Source organism: Pseudomonas sp. M2(2023), assembly GCF_030263955.1.
GTDB lineage: Bacteria > Pseudomonadota > Gammaproteobacteria > Pseudomonadales > Pseudomonadaceae > Aquipseudomonas > Aquipseudomonas asiatica.
In genome coordinates this window covers 3777088-3794167 of the sequence record NZ_CP127114.1, presented here as the reverse complement: position 1 = coordinate 3794167, position 17080 = coordinate 3777088, and the positions used below count along the sequence as shown (strand labels likewise).

The following is a 17080-nucleotide window of genomic DNA, read 5'->3' as shown; positions in this document are numbered from 1 at the left end:
ATTACACATATATAACGCCCCGTTCTATATAGACTTTTTAACGATTTTATGCCGATGCGGCAATGCGCAGGGAAACAGCCAATGAGCGATTCAACCTTGATGGCCATGGCCGAGCGCTTTCTCTCGGCCCTGAAACATTGTCAGTTGTTGCAAATGCGTGTGGCGCAAACCAATGCCGATGGCATGACCTTGGTGCTGCCATGGTCTGCGGCCATCGTCGGCAACCCGCAGACCGGCGCCGTGCATGGCGGCGCGCTGACCACGTTGATGGACACCACCTGCGGCATGGCCACGCTGTGCGTGCTGCCGCGCTTCGAGGTGTGCCCGACACTGGACCTGCGCATCGACTACATGCACCCGGCCGAGGCCGGCAAGGACATCTACGGCCATGCCCAATGCTACCGAGTCACCCGCGATGTGATCTTCACCCGTGGCACGGCCTATCAGGATGACCCCGCCCAGCCTATCTGCCAGGTGGTGGGCACGTTCATGCGCCTGGGCCAGGAAATCAAGGGTGGCCTCCGCTTCGGCAACAGCCTGAAGGAGGGCGGGGCATGATTCCGTACGAGGTTCGCCAACAGCTCAACGCTGCCCACGCGGTGGGAGACTATCGGCCCTTGCTGGCGCTGATCCCCTATGCCGGCTTGATCGGCATTGAATGCGAGCGTGAGGGCGATGACCTGCTGTTCCGCCTGCCGGCCAACCAGGACAACATCGGCAACCCGCTGCTGCCGGCCATCCATGGTGGGGTGATCGCGGGCTTCATGGAACTGTCGGCAGCGCTGTACCTGCTGATCTTCAGCGAGAGCGCAAGCATTCCGAAGATCATCGACTTTTCCATCGATTACCTGCGCGCCGGGCACTTTCGCGATACCTACGCCCAATGCCAGCTTTGGCGCCAGGGCCGGCGGGTGACCAATGTGGCCATCACCGCCTGGCAGGGGGACAGGCAGTCGCCGATCGCCACGGCTCGGGCCCATTTCAAGATCGAACCGGAAAAGCCCTTGAAATCATCCGGGCAGCCCCCATCTGCATGACATCCGCCGCTAAACGCTGGCCAACCTGGCCGCCAGGCGTCAACTGCCATCAGATCGGAGTTTTGAAGACCATGAGTGTGGAGACTCAAAAAGAAACGCTGGGCTTCCAGACCGAGGTAAAGCAGCTGCTGCACCTCATGATCCATTCCCTGTATTCGAACAAGGAGATCTTCCTGCGTGAATTGATCTCCAACGCCTCCGACGCCGCCGACAAGCTGCGTTTCGAGGCCCTGGCCAAGCCAGAGCTGTTCGAAGGCGACGCCGACCTGAAGATTCGCCTGAGCTTCGACAAGGACGCCGGTACCGTGACCCTCGAGGACAACGGCATCGGCATGAGCCGCGAAGACGTCATCGCCCACCTGGGTACCATCGCCAAGTCCGGCACTGCCGACTTCATGAAGAACCTCACCGGTGACCAGAAGAAGGACTCGCACCTGATCGGTCAGTTCGGTGTGGGCTTCTACTCCGCGTTCATCGTTGCCGACAAGGTCGACGTGTACAGCCGCCGTGCCGGCCAGCCGGCCGCTGAAGGCGTGCACTGGTCGTCGAAGGGCGAAGGTGAGTTCGAAGTCGCCACCATCGACAAGCCACAGCGCGGCACCCGCATCGTCCTGCACCTGAAGAAGGGCGAGCAGGAGTTCGCCGATGGCTGGCGCCTGCGCAACGTGGTCAAGAAGTACTCCGACCACATCGCCATGCCGATCCAGCTGCTGAAAGAGCAAGCTACCGCCGAAGGCGAAGAGCAGCCGGCCGAAGAGTGGGAAACCGTCAACCGTGCCAGCGCCCTGTGGACCCGTCCGCGTACCGAAATCAAGGACGAGGAATACCAGGAGTTCTACAAGCACATCGGCCATGACTTCGAAAACCCGCTGGCCTGGAGCCACAACAAGGTAGAAGGCAAGCTCGAATACAACTCGCTGCTGTACGTGCCGGCCCGCGCGCCGTTCGACCTGTACCAGCGCGAAGCGCCACGCGGCCTGAAGCTGTACGTGCAGCGCGTGTTCATCATGGACCAGGCCGAATCGTTCCTGCCGCTGTACCTGCGCTTCATCAAGGGTGTGGTCGACTCCAACGACCTGTCGCTGAACGTGTCGCGTGAAATCCTGCAGAAAGACCCGATCATCGACTCGATGAAGACCGCGCTGACCAAGCGCGTGCTGGACATGCTGGAGAAGCTGGCGAAGAACGAGCCCGAGCAGTACAAGGGCTTCTGGAAGAACTTCGGTCAGGTGCTGAAGGAAGGCCCGGCCGAAGACTTCGCCAACAAGGAAAAGATCGCCGGCCTGCTGCGCTTCGCTTCCACCCAGGACGACAGCGGCGAGCAGAGCGTCGCCCTGGCGGACTACCTGGCTCGCGTCAAGGAAGGCCAGGACAAGATCTACTACCTCACCGGCGAGTCGTACGCGCAGGTCAAGAACAGCCCGCACCTGGAAGTCTTCCGCAAGAAAGGCATCGAAGTGCTGCTGCTGACCGACCGTATCGACGAGTGGCTGATGAGCTACCTGAACGAGTTCGACGGCAAGGCCTTTGTCGACGTCGCCCGTGGCGACCTGGACCTGGGCAAGCTGGACTCGGAAGAAGACAAGAAGGCCCAGGAAGAAGTCGCCAAGGACAAGGAAGGCCTGGTCGAGCGCCTGAAGGGCGCGCTGGGTGACAGCGTGGCCGAAGTGCGCGTGTCGCACCGCCTGACCGACTCGCCGGCGATCCTTGCCATCGGTGAACAGGACCTGGGTCTGCAGATGCGCCAGATCCTCGAAGCCAGCGGGCAGAAGGTGCCGGAGTCCAAGCCGATCTTCGAGTTCAACCCGACCCACCCGCTGATCGAGAAGCTGGACAACGAGCAGAGCGAAGACCGCTTCGCCGAGCTGTCGCACATCCTGTTCGATCAGGCGGCCCTGGCGGCCGGTGACAGCTTGAAGGACCCGGCGGCTTACGTTCGTCGCCTGAACAAGCTGCTGGTCGAACTGTCTGCTTGAGTTGATGCATAGGAAAGCCCGCTTCGGCGGGCTTTTTTCATGGCGAGCATATTGATGACGAGTGCCAAAGGAGTGCTTGATGAGCAAAGTAATCGTCGAATCGCTGGTCTATCACCTGTCCGGCAAGGCGTATGAAAGCCGCCTGGTATACGAGCCGGGCGCGCTGGGGCGGCCAGGTCTGGTGATGGCGCCGAACTGGATGGGTATCGGCGAAGGTGCCGAGCGCATCGCCAAGGAAGTGGCCGAGAAAGGTTATGTGGTGCTGATTGCCGACCTGTACGGGCAATCGGTGCGTCCGTCCAACGCGGACGAGGCCGGCGCGGCGATGATGCCGTTGAAGAACGATCGTGGCGAGCTGCGCAAGCGCATGCAGGAAGCCCTGGCGCAACTGTTGGGGCAGTCGAAGGCGCTGCTGGAACCGGGCAAGGTCGGCACGTTTGGTTTCTGCTTTGGTGGCTGCTGTGCACTGGAGCTGGCTCGTACTGGCGCCGATTTGCGTGCGGCGGTGTCGTTCCATGGCACGCTGGACACGCCGAATCCGGAAGATGCCAAGCGCATCAAGGGCTCGGTGCTGGTGCTGCACGGCGCTTCCGATCCACTGGTGCCGAAGGAGCAGTTGCCGGCGTTCGAGGAGGAGATGAACGCGGCCAAGGTTGACTGGCAATTGCTGAGCTATGGCGGCGCGGTGCACTCGTTTACCGACCCGAGCGCCAACGTGCCGGGCAAGATGCAGTATGACCGGCGTACCTCGGAGCGGGCGTTCCGGGCGATGCATAACCTGCTGACCGAAGTTTTCCAGCGCTGAGATTGCACGGGGCTGCTTTGCAGCCCATTCGCGGGTAAACCGCTCCCACAGGTACTGCGCTGTCTGTGGGAGCGGGTTTACCCGCGAATGGGTCGCAAAAACGCCCCCCTTTCACCTAGGCAACTCGATTCGCGAGGTTTCCCCTGGCACCACCGGCCAATCCCCCGCAGCCCACTTGGCCCGGGCCTGTTCGATCAGCTCCACATCACTGGCGACAAAGTTCCAGTTCATCCGCCGCGGCCCATCCAGTGGTGCGCCACCAATCAGCACCAGCTGGCACTCACCCTCCGCATACAGCGTCACCTCTTCACCCTCGGGCAGGACCACCAGGCTGCAGGGTTCCACATCCTCATCGTTCATCACCAGCTCACCATCAAGCAGGTACAGCGCCCGCTGCGCATGCTCGTTCGGCACCAGTAGCGTGGTTGCCGGTTGCATCTGTACATGCGCGTACAGGGTAGGGGAGAGCACTGGCACCGGCGATTCCAGGCAGAACCCGCTGCCAGCGATCATGCAGATGCGTACCCCCAGGCTGTCGCTGACCGGCAGGCTCGCCGCCGGGTGGTGGCTGTAGCTTGCCGGGCCTTGTTCATGCTCGCGTGGCGACGCCAGCCATACCTGCAGCCCGTGCAGGCGTGAGCCATGGGCCAGGGCATCTTCAGGCGTGCGCTCGACATGGGCCACGCCGCTGCCTGCGGTCATCCAGCTGACGTCGCCCGGCAGCACCCGCTGCGCCGAGCCGAGGCTGTCCTTGTGCAGGATTGCCCCTTCGAACAGGTAGGTAAGGGTCGACAGGCCGATATGCGGGTGCTGGCGGATGTCCATGCCATGCCCCGGGGCATAGTCGGTTTCGAGCATGTGGTCGAAAAACACGAACGGGCCGACGCTGCGACACTGGGCTGATGGCAGCGGGCGCAGGATCGGCTGGCCCTCGACCGATTCGGCACGTGGGCGGATGACCAGGGGGCTGCTCATGGGAAGGCTCCAGGCAAGGTGGAAATGCCCCAAGCATAGCGGTTTGCCCGCCCCGGCTGAACCGTCTCGCAGGCCGGCCGGTCTAGAGATCTGATACCCGGAAAAGGAAGCTTCGTCATGATCGTGAGAGCGTTGGCCTGCGTGCTGTTATCCACCTGGCTGTGCCAAGCGGCGCAGGCACGCGACTACCGCTACAGTGATGCCCACCTGCACTACGTCGACTTCTTCCAGGAAAGCGAAGGCATGCCTGCGCTGATCAAGGCCATGGATGCCGCCGGTATCGAGCAGTCGATGATTTCCGGCGTGCCGGTGGCCAAGAAGTGGCATGAAGACGAGCCCAAGCGCCCACGCTATTACGCTGGGGATGACGCCGAAGCCTACTGGTACAGCGCTACCGATACCTACGTGGCGGCGGCGCTACAGCAACTGCCCGACGAGCAGCGCAAGCGCTTTCATCCGTTCCTGGCCGGCTTCAATCCGGTGGACAAGAACGCCGCCAGCCATATCGAGCGCATGCTCGATCTGCATCCGGGGCTGTGGCAGGGCATTGGCGAGGTGTTCACCCGCCACGATGACCTGACTGCTCTCACCAGCGGTGACACGCCGCGCGCCAACAACGAAGCCATGGCGCGTATCTACCACCTGGCGGCCGAGCGCGACCTGCCGGTGCTGCTGCATTCCAACATCACCTCCAAGCGCGAGCGTAACCCGCTGTACCTGGCGGAGATCGAACAGCCGCTGCGCAATCACCCGCACACGCGGTTCATCTGGGCGCACGCCGGCAGCAGCATGGAGATTCACCGGCACCAGACGCAAATGGACTTTCTGCTGCCGGTGCTGACGCGGTTGCTGGAGGATTACCCGAACCTGTATGTCGATTTGTCGTGGAGCGTGCTGAAACCCTATCTGCTGGATGGCCAGGGTGTACCGCGCAAGGAGTGGCTGGCACTGGTCGAGAGGTTCCCGGAACGGTTCATGCTGGGTTCGGATGTGGTGGGGCGGTTTGGTAGCCTTGGGGAGCAGATGCACGGGTTCAGGCCGTTTCTGGATGCATTGCCGGAACAAGTTGCCAACAAGGTGGCCAGGGAGAATTTTCTGGATGTGTTGCCCAAGCAATAGTATTTCGCCTGTGCCGGCCCTTTCGCGGGTAAACCCACAGGGGCCGCGCTGCTCTTGAAACCGGTGCTGTGCCTGTGGGAGCGGGCGCGCCCGCGAAGAGGCCGGTACAGGCAATACAAATGAAAACGCCCCGAACCAGTCGGGGCGTTTTCGTTTACCGCAGCAGCGTCTTACTTGCCTTCCCAGCGCTTGAGCACCAGGGTGGCGTTGGTGCCGCCGAAGCCGAAGCTGTTGCTCATGACCGTGTCGATCTTGGCGTTTTCTTCGGTCTTGCGCAGGATCGGCAGGTCGGCGACCTCCGGGTCAAGCTCGTCGATGTTGGCGGAGCCGGCGATGAAGTTGTTTTCCATCATCAGCAGGCAGTAGATCGCCTCGTGTACGCCGGCAGCGCCCAGCGAGTGGCCCGAAAGGCTCTTGGTCGAGCTGATTTTCGGTGCCTTGTCGCCGAACACGGCGCGAACGCCCTTGATCTCGGCAACGTCACCGACCGGGGTCGAGGTGCCGTGGGTGTTCAGGTAATCGATCGGAGTGTCGACGGTCGACAGCGCCTGCTGCATGCAGCGGATAGCACCTTCGCCGCTCGGGGCAACCATGTCGTAGCCGTCGGAAGTGGCGCCGTAGCCGACGATTTCCGCGTAGATCTTGGCGCCACGGGCCAGGGCGTGTTCCAGCTCCTCGACCACCACCATGCCGCCACCGCCAGCGATGACGAAGCCATCACGGTCGGCGTCGTAGGCGCGCGAGGCCTGTTCCGGGGTTTCGTTGCGCTTGGTCGACAGAGCGCCCATGGCATCGAACAGGAACGACTGGCTCCAGTGCTCTTCTTCACCGCCACCGGCGAAGACGATGTCCTGCTTGCCCCACTGGATCTGCTCCAGCGCGGTGCCGATGCAGTGTGCCGAAGTGGCGCAGGCCGAGGAGATCGAGTAGTTGATACCCTTGATCTTGAACGGGGTAGCCAGGCACGCCGAAACGGTGCTGCCCATGGTGCGGGTAACGCGGTATGGGCCGACGCGCTTGACGCCTTTCTCACGCAGGGTGTCCAGCGCTTCCATCTGGTTCAGGGTCGAGGCGCCGCCGGAGCCCGCCACCAGGCCGGTACGCGGGTTGGAAACCTGCTCTTCGGTCAGGCCGGCGTCCTTGATCGCATCCTGCATCGCCAGGTAGGCGTAGGCAGCAGCGTGGCCGACGAAGCGGTAGACCTTGCGGTCGATCAGTTCTTCGAGGTTGAGGTCGATGGACCCGGAAACCTGGCTACGCAGCCCCATTTCCTTGTATTCCGGGTTGTAACGGATACCCGGACGGCTGTTGCGCAGGTTTTCGGTGACGGTAGCTTTGTCATTGCCCAGGCACGATACGATGCCCAGACCAGTGATAACGACGCGGCGCATGCGAATAACCCTTAGAAATTGTCAGTGGAGGTGAACACGCCGACCCGCAGGCCTTCGGCAGTGTAGATCTCGCGGCCGTCGACGCTGACCGAGCCATCGGCGATGGCCATGTTCAGCTTGCCCTTCAGGACGCGCTTGATGTGAATGTTGTAAGTGACTTTCTTGGCTTCCGGCAGTACCTGGCCGAAGAACTTCACCTCGCCCGAACCTAGGGCGCGCCCGCGGCCTGGCAGGCCCTGCCAGCCGAGGAAGAAACCTACCAGCTGCCACATGGCATCGAGGCCCAGGCAGCCCGGCATTACCGGGTCGCCTTCGAAGTGGCAGGCGAAGAACCACAGGTCCGGATTGATATCCAGCTCGGCGACCAATTCACCTTTGCCGTACTTGCCGCCTTCTTCGCTGATATGGGTGATGCGATCGACCATCAGCATGTTCGGCGCGGGCAGTTGCGCATTACCTGGGCCGAACAGCTCACCGCGACTGCAGCGCAGCAGGTCTTCCCGAGTAAAGGCGTGTTGTTTGGTCATGCGAGCTCCTCAATAACCCCCTGCGGCAGGGGATGAATCTTCCCGGCCGGCCCGATACGCATCGCGTTCGGGGCGGCAGCCTACAGGTAGACTATTGCGTTGTGGTGAAAGTCACAGTGCACCCGGTGAAAGAAGTACAGGTGTGCACTGAAACGTCTATTTTCAGGTCCGATGAAGGTCCTGTCCAGTGTTTAAGACTGCCGCACTTTAGCATTTATCGCCAGTCGCGGTTGTCTGACCGGGTAGCCAGCGCTGCAGCACACGCTGCAGTTCGGTGCGGCGCAAGGGTTTGCTCAGGTAGTCGTCCATGCCGGCCGCCATGCAACGCTCGCGGTCGCCCTGCAAGGCGTTGGCGGTCAGGGCGATGATCGGTAGCCTGGCGCCGTTGGGCAGCTGGCGGATACGCCGGGTGGCTTCATAGCCGTCCAGGTGCGGCAGGCGGCAGTCCATCAGCACGGCGGCAAAACGCTGCCGGCTGACCCGTTCGACCGCCTCCAGGCCGTCCTCGGCCGTGCATACCGCCAGCCCCAGGCTACGCAGCATGGCTTCGATGACACTTTGGTTGACCGGATTGTCCTCTACCAGCAGCACCTGATCATTGTCGGCCACCGCCGGTGGCGCAGCGCTTGGCTGCGTCAGCGAGAGCGGAGCAGGGCTGGCCAGGGCCAGAGGCATCTCCAAGGTGAAGGTCGAGCCCAGGCCTTCACGGCTTTCGCCACGCAGCTTGCCGCCCATGCGTTCGGCCAGGGTGCGGGCGATCGACAGCCCCAGCCCGGTGCCGCCATAGCGGCGGGAAATCGAGCTGTCGGCCTGCTGGAAGGCGACAAACATCATTTCCAGGCGTTCGTTGTCGATGCCGATACCGGTGTCGCGCACACTGCAGGTCAGCCAGATCAGTTGGCGGTCCAGCACCTGCCAGCGCGCCTCGACCTGAACCTGGCCGCGTTCGGTGAATTTCAGCGCGTTGCCGACCAGGTTCAGCAGGATCTGGCGGATGCGCGTGGGGTCGCCGTTCACCTGCAGCTGCTCGATACCCGCCGGCATTTGCAGGTGTAGGGCAAGGCCGCGCTGTTGGGCGCTGTGCTGGAACGACTGGACGCTGCTGGTGATCAGTTCGCCAAGGTTGAAGTCGATGTGTTCCAGTTGCAGCGCGGCGCGTTCGATGCGCGAGAAGTCGAGGATGTCGTTGATGACCTTGAGCAGGTGCCCGGTGGATTCGCTGGCCACCGCGGTGTACTCGGCCTGCTCGCTGTTCAACTGCGTGGTTTCCAGCAACTGCAGCATGCCCAGCACGCCATTCATCGGCGTGCGCAGCTCGTGGCTCATCATCGCGAGGAAATCCGATTTGGCGCGGTTGGCCTGTTCGGCCTCCTCGCGGGCCTGGATAAGCTCGGCAATTGCCTGCTTCTGTTCATTGCTGGCCTGCGCCAGGGCATGGGCCAGGTTATTGATGTGGCGTGCCAGATGGCCCAGTTCGCTGTCATCGACCACCGGCAACAGGGTGTGGTACTCGCCCTGCTGGATGGCCTTGACCGCATGGCCCATGTCGCTGATCGGCTTGGCCAGGCTCAGGGCCAGGCGGCGCGCCAGCAGGAAGGTGAACAGCAGGGCGAACAGCGCGAGGATGCCGGCCTTGATCACGATTTCCTGCTGGCGCTGGCTGAAGGCGTCATCGGACATGCCGACGATGACCCGGCCCAGGTAATCGTCGCCGATGGCCGGGGTGGTGGCTTTGCCCTGTTGCAGGAAGTCGCTGTCCAGACGGATCTGCTGCAGGCGGATGGGCGCCTGGAACACTTCGACGCGCTGCGCGCGGTTGGCGCTTTCGTCGGACTGCTCCACATAGACCAGTATGTGGTTGCGGCTGTCCTGCACCTCGAGGAAGCGCACGTGGGGGATGCTGAGCGTGGCGCGCATCAGGCCCTCGAGCACTTCGTTGTTGCCCGAGATCACCCCGTATTCCGAGGCTGGCGCCAGCTGGTTGGCGATCAGTTGCCCAGTGTGGTTCAGTTCCTGGCGCAGGTCCTGGATACGCACGAAGGTGAAGAAGCTGATCAGCAGCAAGGTCAGCAGCAGGGCAGGGCCGAGGCTGATGATCTGGGTGCGGGTGTGGATGTCCCAGCTCAGGCGCTTGCTCATGGGGTGGGTTCTCCTTCGGCCAGGGCCTTGGCGGCGGCGTTCGGATCGATCGGTTCAAGGCCCAGGGCGCGCGCCACCTGCTGGTTGCCGCTGACGCCGAAGCGTACCGGGTACAGGCTGCGTGGCCAGCGCGCCGGTGGCTGGTCGAGCAACTGGTCGAGCACCGCCAGCCAATCGTCCTGGTCGCTGAAAGTGCTGGCCAGGGCGCCGGCGCGGACGAACCCGGCGTTCGGGCCGATCAGCGCCATCTGCCGGCCATAGCTGCTCAACAGCAGGTTTTTCGCAGTCTTGGAGTTGTACAGGTCGGCATCGTCCAGGCCCAGCAGCACGTCACTGTTGGCCAACAAGTGTTGCAAAGGGCGGCTGTCGCGCGGGTCGGGCCAGTCCTGGGCAATGATCTCCAGGTCCAGCGCGCGGGCGGCGTGGCGCAGCTCTTCGAGCAGAAAGCTGCTGTGCTCACCGTACAGCACACCAATGCGCTGGGCCTGCGGCAGCAGGTAGCGCGCCAGGCGCAACTGCCGGCCCAGCGGCGGATCGCTCCACAGCAGCGTGAGGAACGCGGGCCGCGACTTTCCCAGGCGCTGTTCAGCCTGTACCCGGCTGACCCTCATGGCCAGGGCCGGCGGGCCGGCAGTTTCCGCGAGGCGCCATTCCAGTGCGGCGTTGTCCAGCAGGATCAGGCGCTGGTCAGCCTTGAGCTTGCCCGGACGTGGCAGGTCGTCGGTGGTCTGGAAATGTACATGGTCGTGCGGCCGGCGGCTTTCCAGCGCGGCGACGAAACTGCGAATGCCAGGCTGGTCTTCCGCGCCTACCAACAGGATTTCGCTGGCGAACAGCGGCCCCATCGGCCACAGGCACAACAGCAACAGGCGCAGCAGCAGGGCCATCAGAACTCCAGCTCCGCGCTGACGCTCAGGCGGTGGCGGCTGTCGTAGCGGTTCTGGATTGCGGTGGTCGGCTCATCGTCCAGGCGCTGTTGCCACAGCGCCGCCAGCTCCAGGTTGCTGCCATGCACCCGGAAACGCTTGGCCAGGCGCAGGTCCAGGCGCTCGTAGCGGTACTGGTTGAGCGCATCGTCGCCGTAATAGAACAGCGCGCTCGACCAACCGGCACCCCACTCGCGCATCCATCCGGCCGAGCCGCTGTTGCGCGCGCTGAGGCGGCGGTCGGCGGGGTTGCTGGCCCATGCATCCACGTAGGCGTAGGTCACCCGCAGGCGGTCGCGCAGGGTCGGGCGCCAGTCCAGTTGCGCCTCGCTGCCGCTGAAACGGGCCTTGTTGGCATTGCTGGCGATGTATTGGTTGTTCTTCAGGGGCTCGCTGATCATGCCGGTGATCTCGTCATAGAACAGCTTCACATCCATGTTCAGGTCGATGTCGCTGAAGTAGCCGTTGTAGCCGAGTTCGCGCGAGCGCATGCGTTCCTGGTCGAGGTCGCCCGGGCCGCGGGTCTTGACGAAGTATTCGCCGTTTTGCAGGCCAAAGGCGTTGGGGGTCAGGTTCTTGACCGTGTAGCTCCAGTTGACGTTGTTCTCGAACATGTCTGGCGAGCGCACTGCCTCGGAATACACTGCACGCAGGCCATGGCGCGGGGTGATCAGGTAGTTGACCGCCACGCGTGGGGTCAGCGAGCTGCCGGACAGGCGCGAGTCCTCGAACATGGCACCACCCTGCAGGATCCAGTGTTCGTCGGCGCGCCACTCCAGTTGGCCGAACAGGCGCCAGGTCTGGTCGTCGATGCTGCCATTGAAGTAGGTCTGCGAGTCGGCACGATCATAGCGGTAGTTCATGCCGCTGAGCAGGCGCAGGCTGTCGGTCAGGCTCAGGGTGTCCTGGATTTCCAGGTCATAGCGGGTTTCGCGGGTGCTCTGGTCGACGTCGCCGCAAACCTGCTGCTTGCCACCGTTCGCCCATTGCTGCTGGACCTTCTCCAGAAGCCCTCTCATGACGGGATCGTTGGTCGAAAGTGGTGCGCCGGTAGCAATGCCGCGCGCCACTTTTTCGGCGAAATCGGGGTTCATTTGCCAGAGCTGGGTCAATTCCGGGCTGAACGACTGCAAAGCGTCACAGGCACGCCACACCTGCTGACGGTCGAAATGTTGGGCAGAGCCTTGGATATACAGGCTGTGCTCAGAACTGAAGTCCTTGGTCCAGCGCAATGAGCCGGCGTAGTCCTTGGCACTGACGTCAGCGTTGTTACCGGCTTCGTATTTGGCGAACACCGGCTGGTAGGTATAAGGCCGCTGGTTGCTGCCTTCCTTCGCAGCAAGTTGCCATTCCAGGGTCTGGTCGTGTGCCAGGCTGTGGCTGGCGTTGATATTGAAGCGGGTCAATCGGCGGCTGTCGCGGTAATCCTGGCCGAACTGGTTCTCGTCGAAGCCATCGTCCTGCTGGCCTGACAGCGACAGGCGCATGTCGCCGCCATCCCAGCCGAAGCCGTGGCTGGCGTAGAAATCATTGATGCCGTCCTGGCCGCGGGTCATCTTCAGCCGCGTGCCATGGCTGTCGGCAGGGTTGCGGGTAAGGATGTTGACCACTGCCATCAGCGCGTTGGCGCCGTAGCTGACCGTGTTGGGGCCTCGGAACACCTCGATGCGCTCGATATCCTCCATGGCCAGGGGGATGTCGCTCCAGTCCACCGTGGCCAGGCCGGCGCGGTACACCGAACGGCCATCGATCAGCACCTGCATGCGCCGGGCATCGTTGACGTTGCTGCCATGGTAGTTGACCGTGGGTTGGTTGCCGGCGTTGTAGCCCACCATCATGCCCGGCACCAGGCGCAGCAGCTCGGGGATGTCGCGGGCACCGCTGGCGCGAATCAGCTCGCTGTCGAGCACGGTCATGCTGCCCGGGACTGCGGCGGGGGATTGTTTCAGGCGCGTTGCAGTCAGAACCTGCGGCAGGTCCGTGTTGTCGATGAACAGGTCATCGGCCACGGCCGGGCCGCCGAGCAGGGCAGTCAGTATGAGCAGGCGCGGGTACGAGGGCGTGCCAGGGAACACAAAGCGGCCTTGTATCAGGATTGAAACAGGCATGGTAACTGACCGTGGCGTATTTGCCAGTGATCTGCATTACCCGTGATGGCCCTTTCGCGGGTAAACCCGCTCCCACACGGAACGCACCGCTGCTGAAGGCTTCGTTGTACCTGTGGGAGCGGGTTTACCCGCGAAGAGGCCAGTACTGACACTGGTTCTGTAGCAGGCGAGCCGTATAATGGCTGGGTCGCCACTTAACTTTTGGCTTTAACGGATTGGATATGACTGAACAGCAACCTGTTGCAGTTCTGGGAGGCGGCAGCTTCGGCACCGCCGTGGCGAACCTGCTGGCAGAAAACGGTGTGCCGGTGCGCCAATGGATGCGCGACCCGGAACAGGCTGAGGCCATGCGCGTCAATCGCGAGAATCCGCGCTACCTCAAGGGCATCCGCCTGCACGACGGCGTCGAGCCGGTCAGCGACCTGCTCGCCACACTGCAGGCCAGCGAGCTGATTTTCGTCGCCCTGCCATCGAGCGCCTTGCGTAGCGTGCTGGCTCCGCATGCTGAGTTGCTGCGCGGCAAGGGCCTGGTCAGCCTGACCAAGGGCATCGAAGCGCAAAGCTTCAAGCTGATGAGCCAGATCCTCGAGGAAATCGCCCCTGAGGCGCGAATCGGCGTGCTGTCCGGCCCCAACCTGGCCCGTGAAATCGCCGAACATGCGCTGACCGCCACGGTGGTCGCCAGCGAGGACGAAAAACTGTGCCAGCAGGTGCAGGCCGTGCTGCACGGGCGTACCTTCCGCGTCTACGCCAGTGCCGACCGCTTTGGTGTCGAGCTGGGCGGGGCGCTGAAGAACGTCTACGCCATCATCGCTGGCATGGCGGTGGCCCTGGGCATGGGCGAGAACACCAAGAGCATGCTGATTACCCGCGCCCTGGCCGAGATGACCCGGTTCGCCGTCAGCCAGGGTGCCAACCCCATGACTTTCCTCGGCCTGGCCGGTGTCGGTGACCTGATCGTCACCTGCTCCTCGCCAAAGAGCCGCAACTATCAGGTCGGCCACGCGCTGGGCCAGGGCCTGAGCCTGGAGCAGGCGGTCAGCCGCCTGGGCGAAGTGGCCGAAGGCGTCAACACCCTCAAGGTGCTCAAGGCCAAGGCGCAGGAAGTGCAGGTGTACATGCCGCTGGTGGCTGGCCTGCATGCCATCCTGTTCGAAGGCCGCACGCTGAACCAGGTGATCGAGCACCTGATGCGTGCCGAGCCGAAGACCGATGTCGATTTCATTTCCATCAGCGGTTTCAACTGAGCCTCGAGCGGCTCTGACAACAGCAAGGAGCAACACATGAACGATACGCCCGAACGCGCCCAGCGCGAGTCGATCATCCTGCGGCCCCTGTGGATGCTGGTGTTCCTGGTGGTCTGGCAGCTGGCCGAGCTGTTGCTCGGTGGCCTGGTGCTGGTACAACTGATCTACCGCCTGGTGTACGGCGCCCCCAGCGCCAGCCTGATGAACTTCGGCGACAGCCTGAGCCAGTACCTGGCGCAGATCGGCCGCTTCGGCAGCTTCCACAGCGACCAGAAGCCCTGGCCGTTCGCCGACTGGCCGGCACCGCGTGCCCCGGAAGGCGAGGCGCCGCATGCGGTGGCCCCGGCCCCGCACCCGGTGCGTGACGAGGAGCCCAAGCTGTGAAGCTGTGGGTTCTGCGCCACGGCGAAGCGGAGCCGCGGGCCAACAGCGATGCCGAGCGCCGGCTGACCGCCCATGGTCGCGAACAGGTGCTGCATAGCGCCGCCCGCCTGCTGGGCCAGCCGCTGCAGGCGATCATCGCCAGCCCTTACGTACGCGCCCAGCAAACGGCTGCCCTGGTGCATGACACCCTGGGCTTCGCCGAACCGGTGCGCACCGTGCCCTGGCTGACGCCTGACAGTGATGTGCAGCAGGTTATCGGCGAAATCGAGCGCCTGGGCCTGGAACATGTGCTGCTGGTCAGCCACCAGCCGCTGGTGGGTACCCTGGTCGGGGCGTTGCAGCATGGCCACCAGCAGCAACCGGCCGGCATGAGCACTGCAAGCCTGGCGGAGCTGGAAGGGGACTGGCCGCTGGCTGGGTTGATGGCCCTTCGGGCGATCAACTCGCCGGCCTGAAACCCCGGGGCCGCTGCGCGGACAGGTACCGCCCCCGCCTTGAGCTGTGGGAGCGGCTTCAGCCGCGAACACCGGCGCAGCCGGTGCCATGCACCGTGTTGGATTCTTCGCGGCTAAAGCCGCTCCCACAGTGTTTGCGGATTGCTTGCGAACTCAGTTATCTACGCGACAGCGCAGCCCAAAGGGCTGGGCGATCTCCCGCAAGCCTGACCTGATAGCCCTCGCCGATGACCTTTCCGGACGTTGCCGAACTGCACCGCGATACCGACAATGGGCCATCATCCCCCATCCGGACCCGGCGCCATGTCGCAGCAGATCTTCTTCGCCCATGCCAACGGTTTCCCCTCGGCCACCTACGGCAAGCTGTTCGCCGCCCTGGCACCGGACTACCAAGTGCAGCACCTGGCCCAGCACGGCCACGATCCGCGCTTTCCGGTGGACGACAACTGGCAGAGCCTGGTCGATGAACTGCTGCACCACCTGGCCCGGCAGGGCCAGCCGGTATGGGGCGTCGGCCATTCGCTGGGCGGGGTGTTGCACCTGCACGCAGCCTTGCGCTGCCCCGAGTATTACCGCGGCGTGGTCATGCTCGACTCTCCGGTGCTCACCCGCGCCGACCAGTGGCTGCTGCGCACCGCCAAGCGCTTCGGCTTCATTGACCGTATCACCCCGGCTGGCCGCACTCTGGGGCGCCGCGAAACCTTCAATGACCGCGACAGTGCCCGGGACTATTTCGCCGGCAAGTCACTGTTCCGCCATTTCGACCCCGACTGCCTCGATGCCTACATAGAGCACGGCCTGCAGGCGATGGAGCAGGGGCTGCAGTTGCGCTTCGACCCGGCCACGGAAATCAGCATCTACCGCAGCATCCCGCATACCAGCCCTGCGCCCGCGCGGCAGTTGCAGGTGCCGCTGGCCATGGTCCGCGGCGAGCGCAGCAACGTCATTCGCCGCCACCACACGCTGGCCGTGCGTGGCATGCCCAGAGGCGAATACCACAGCGTGCCGGGTGGGCACATGTTCCCGCTTGAGCGACCAACCGACACCGCCAGCCTGATCAAGGGCCTGTTCGACCGCTGGAGCCAGGCATGAGCGCGCAGGTCGAGGAGATCCGCCTGAGCCTGGGTCATATCGAACTGGCGGCGCACCTGTTCGGCCCCGAGGATGGGCTGCCGGTAATCGCCCTGCATGGCTGGCTGGACAACGCCAACAGCTTCGCCCGCCTGGCGCCGCAGCTGAAAGGCCTGCGCATCGTCGCCCTGGACCTGGCCGGGCATGGTTACTCCGAGCACCGGCCGCTCGGCGCCGGCTATGCCCTGGCCGACTACGCCCATGACGTGCTGCGGGTGGCCGAGCAGCTGGGTTGGCAACGTTTCGCCCTGCTGGGCCATTCGCTGGGGGCAATCATTTCGGTGCAGCTGGCTGGCGCGTTGCCGGAGCGGGTAAGCCATCTGGCCCTGATCGACGGGGTCATTCCGCCGACCGGCGCCGAGCAGGACGCCGGGGAGAGGCTGGGCATGGCACTGCAGGCCCAGTTGCGCCTGGATGGCAAGCGCAAGTCGGTATACACCACACTGGAGCAGGGCGTGCAGGCACGCATGAAAGGCATGGTCGCGGTCAGCCGTGAGGCGGCCGAGCTGCTGGCCCAGCGCGGCCTGATGCCGGTGCCCGGCGGTTACAGCTGGCGCAGCGACAGCCGCCTGACTCTGCCTTCGCCAGTGCGCCTGAGCGAGGCCCAGGCCATGGCCTATGTGCACCGGGTGAGTTGCCCGACGCGCCTGGTCGTGGCCGCCGACGGCATGCTGGCGCGCCACACCGGGTTGCTGGAGCAGCTACCCTTTGAGCAGGTGACGCTGCCCGGTGGCCATCACCTGCACCTGAACGATGAGCAGGGCGCGGCCCTTGTCGCAGACTGTTTCAATCGCTTCTTTGGCTTTGCTTGACTTGCATCGGACAAGTGTCGAGGCTTGGCGGGTTGAACAGGGAGACAA

General features: G+C 63.7%; 16 protein-coding genes. 10 read left to right on the top strand and 6 right to left on the bottom strand.

Annotated features, from left to right (window positions below; translation table 11 throughout):
* Nucleotides 1-81 precede the first annotated feature (81 nt).
* The 4 genes from QN085_RS17535 (at nucleotide 82) to QN085_RS17520 (ending at nucleotide 3818) form a co-directional block, all read left to right on the top strand.
* On the top strand, nucleotides 82-558 hold the full coding sequence (locus QN085_RS17535) for a PaaI family thioesterase (RefSeq protein ID WP_013973435.1): 477 nt from the start codon (nucleotides 82-84) through the stop codon (nucleotides 556-558).
* Nucleotides 555-1037, top strand: coding sequence for a PaaI family thioesterase (locus tag QN085_RS17530; protein WP_013973434.1), 483 nt, complete (start codon nucleotides 555-557; stop codon nucleotides 1035-1037). The genes QN085_RS17535 and QN085_RS17530 overlap by 4 nt, the downstream gene beginning before the upstream one ends.
* A gap of 71 nt (nucleotides 1038-1108) precedes the next feature.
* Entirely contained in the window at nucleotides 1109-3013 is a 1905-nt protein-coding gene (gene htpG / locus QN085_RS17525) for a molecular chaperone HtpG (protein WP_023661535.1), read from the top strand.
* A gap of 79 nt (nucleotides 3014-3092) precedes the next feature.
* Nucleotides 3093-3818, top strand: a complete 726-nt coding sequence (locus tag QN085_RS17520) for a dienelactone hydrolase family protein (RefSeq protein ID WP_013973432.1) — start codon at nucleotides 3093-3095, stop codon at nucleotides 3816-3818.
* Between the two features lie 111 nt (nucleotides 3819-3929).
* Here the strand turns inward: QN085_RS17520 and QN085_RS17515 are convergent, their stop codons facing one another.
* Entirely contained in the window at nucleotides 3930-4793 is an 864-nt protein-coding gene (locus tag QN085_RS17515; RefSeq protein WP_013973431.1) for a pirin family protein, read from the bottom strand.
* 117 nt (nucleotides 4794-4910) lie between these two features.
* Here QN085_RS17515 and QN085_RS17510 point away from each other — a divergent pair, with 117 nt between their 5' ends.
* Nucleotides 4911-5912: an amidohydrolase family protein gene (locus QN085_RS17510; RefSeq protein ID WP_024087416.1), complete on the top strand. Its 1002-nt coding sequence runs from the start codon at nucleotides 4911-4913 to the stop codon at nucleotides 5910-5912.
* 170 nt (nucleotides 5913-6082) lie between these two features.
* Here QN085_RS17510 and fabB read toward each other — a convergent pair whose 3' ends face one another.
* The 5 genes from fabB to QN085_RS17485 form a co-directional block, all read right to left on the bottom strand.
* The gene (fabB, locus tag QN085_RS17505) at nucleotides 6083-7303 is read right to left on the bottom strand and encodes a beta-ketoacyl-ACP synthase I (protein WP_013973429.1); all 1221 of its coding nucleotides are present in this window, start codon (nucleotides 7301-7303) and stop codon (nucleotides 6083-6085) included.
* A gap of 11 nt (nucleotides 7304-7314) precedes the next feature.
* On the bottom strand, nucleotides 7315-7830 hold the full coding sequence (gene fabA / locus QN085_RS17500; protein ID WP_003251509.1) for a 3-hydroxyacyl-[acyl-carrier-protein] dehydratase FabA: 516 nt from the start codon (nucleotides 7828-7830) through the stop codon (nucleotides 7315-7317).
* 207 nt (nucleotides 7831-8037) lie between these two features.
* Nucleotides 8038-9969 (bottom strand): ATP-binding protein, encoded by a 1932-nt coding sequence (locus QN085_RS17495; RefSeq protein WP_041505758.1) that lies wholly within the window; start codon nucleotides 9967-9969, stop codon nucleotides 8038-8040.
* Nucleotides 9966-10856, bottom strand: a complete 891-nt coding sequence (locus QN085_RS17490) for an ABC transporter substrate-binding protein (RefSeq protein ID WP_013973427.1) — start codon at nucleotides 10854-10856, stop codon at nucleotides 9966-9968. Before QN085_RS17490 ends, QN085_RS17495 begins: the two co-directional genes overlap by 4 nt.
* Nucleotides 10856-13003, bottom strand: a complete 2148-nt coding sequence (locus QN085_RS17485; RefSeq protein WP_176483523.1) for a TonB-dependent receptor plug domain-containing protein — start codon at nucleotides 13001-13003, stop codon at nucleotides 10856-10858. The genes QN085_RS17490 and QN085_RS17485 overlap by 1 nt, the downstream gene beginning before the upstream one ends.
* A 221-nt stretch (nucleotides 13004-13224) precedes the next feature.
* Between QN085_RS17485 and QN085_RS17480 the strand changes: the two genes are divergently transcribed.
* The 5 genes from QN085_RS17480 (at nucleotide 13225) to QN085_RS17460 (ending at nucleotide 17032) form a co-directional block, all read left to right on the top strand.
* The gene (locus tag QN085_RS17480) at nucleotides 13225-14250 is read left to right on the top strand and encodes an NAD(P)H-dependent glycerol-3-phosphate dehydrogenase (RefSeq protein WP_013973425.1); all 1026 of its coding nucleotides are present in this window, start codon (nucleotides 13225-13227) and stop codon (nucleotides 14248-14250) included.
* Nucleotides 14251-14286: 36 nt separating this feature from the next.
* A complete protein-coding gene (locus QN085_RS17475; RefSeq protein WP_285687546.1) occupies nucleotides 14287-14634 on the top strand; it encodes a DUF4389 domain-containing protein in 348 nt (115 codons plus the stop codon).
* A complete protein-coding gene (gene sixA / locus QN085_RS17470; RefSeq protein WP_041505759.1) occupies nucleotides 14631-15089 on the top strand; it encodes a phosphohistidine phosphatase SixA in 459 nt (152 codons plus the stop codon). The genes QN085_RS17475 and sixA overlap by 4 nt, the downstream gene beginning before the upstream one ends.
* Before the next feature lie 303 nt (nucleotides 15090-15392).
* Entirely contained in the window at nucleotides 15393-16181 is a 789-nt protein-coding gene (locus QN085_RS17465; protein WP_038409998.1) for an alpha/beta fold hydrolase, read from the top strand.
* Nucleotides 16178-17032 (top strand): alpha/beta hydrolase, encoded by an 855-nt coding sequence (locus QN085_RS17460; RefSeq protein ID WP_041505760.1) that lies wholly within the window; start codon nucleotides 16178-16180, stop codon nucleotides 17030-17032. Before QN085_RS17465 ends, QN085_RS17460 begins: the two co-directional genes overlap by 4 nt.
* The last annotated feature ends 48 nt before the right edge of the window (nucleotides 17033-17080 follow it).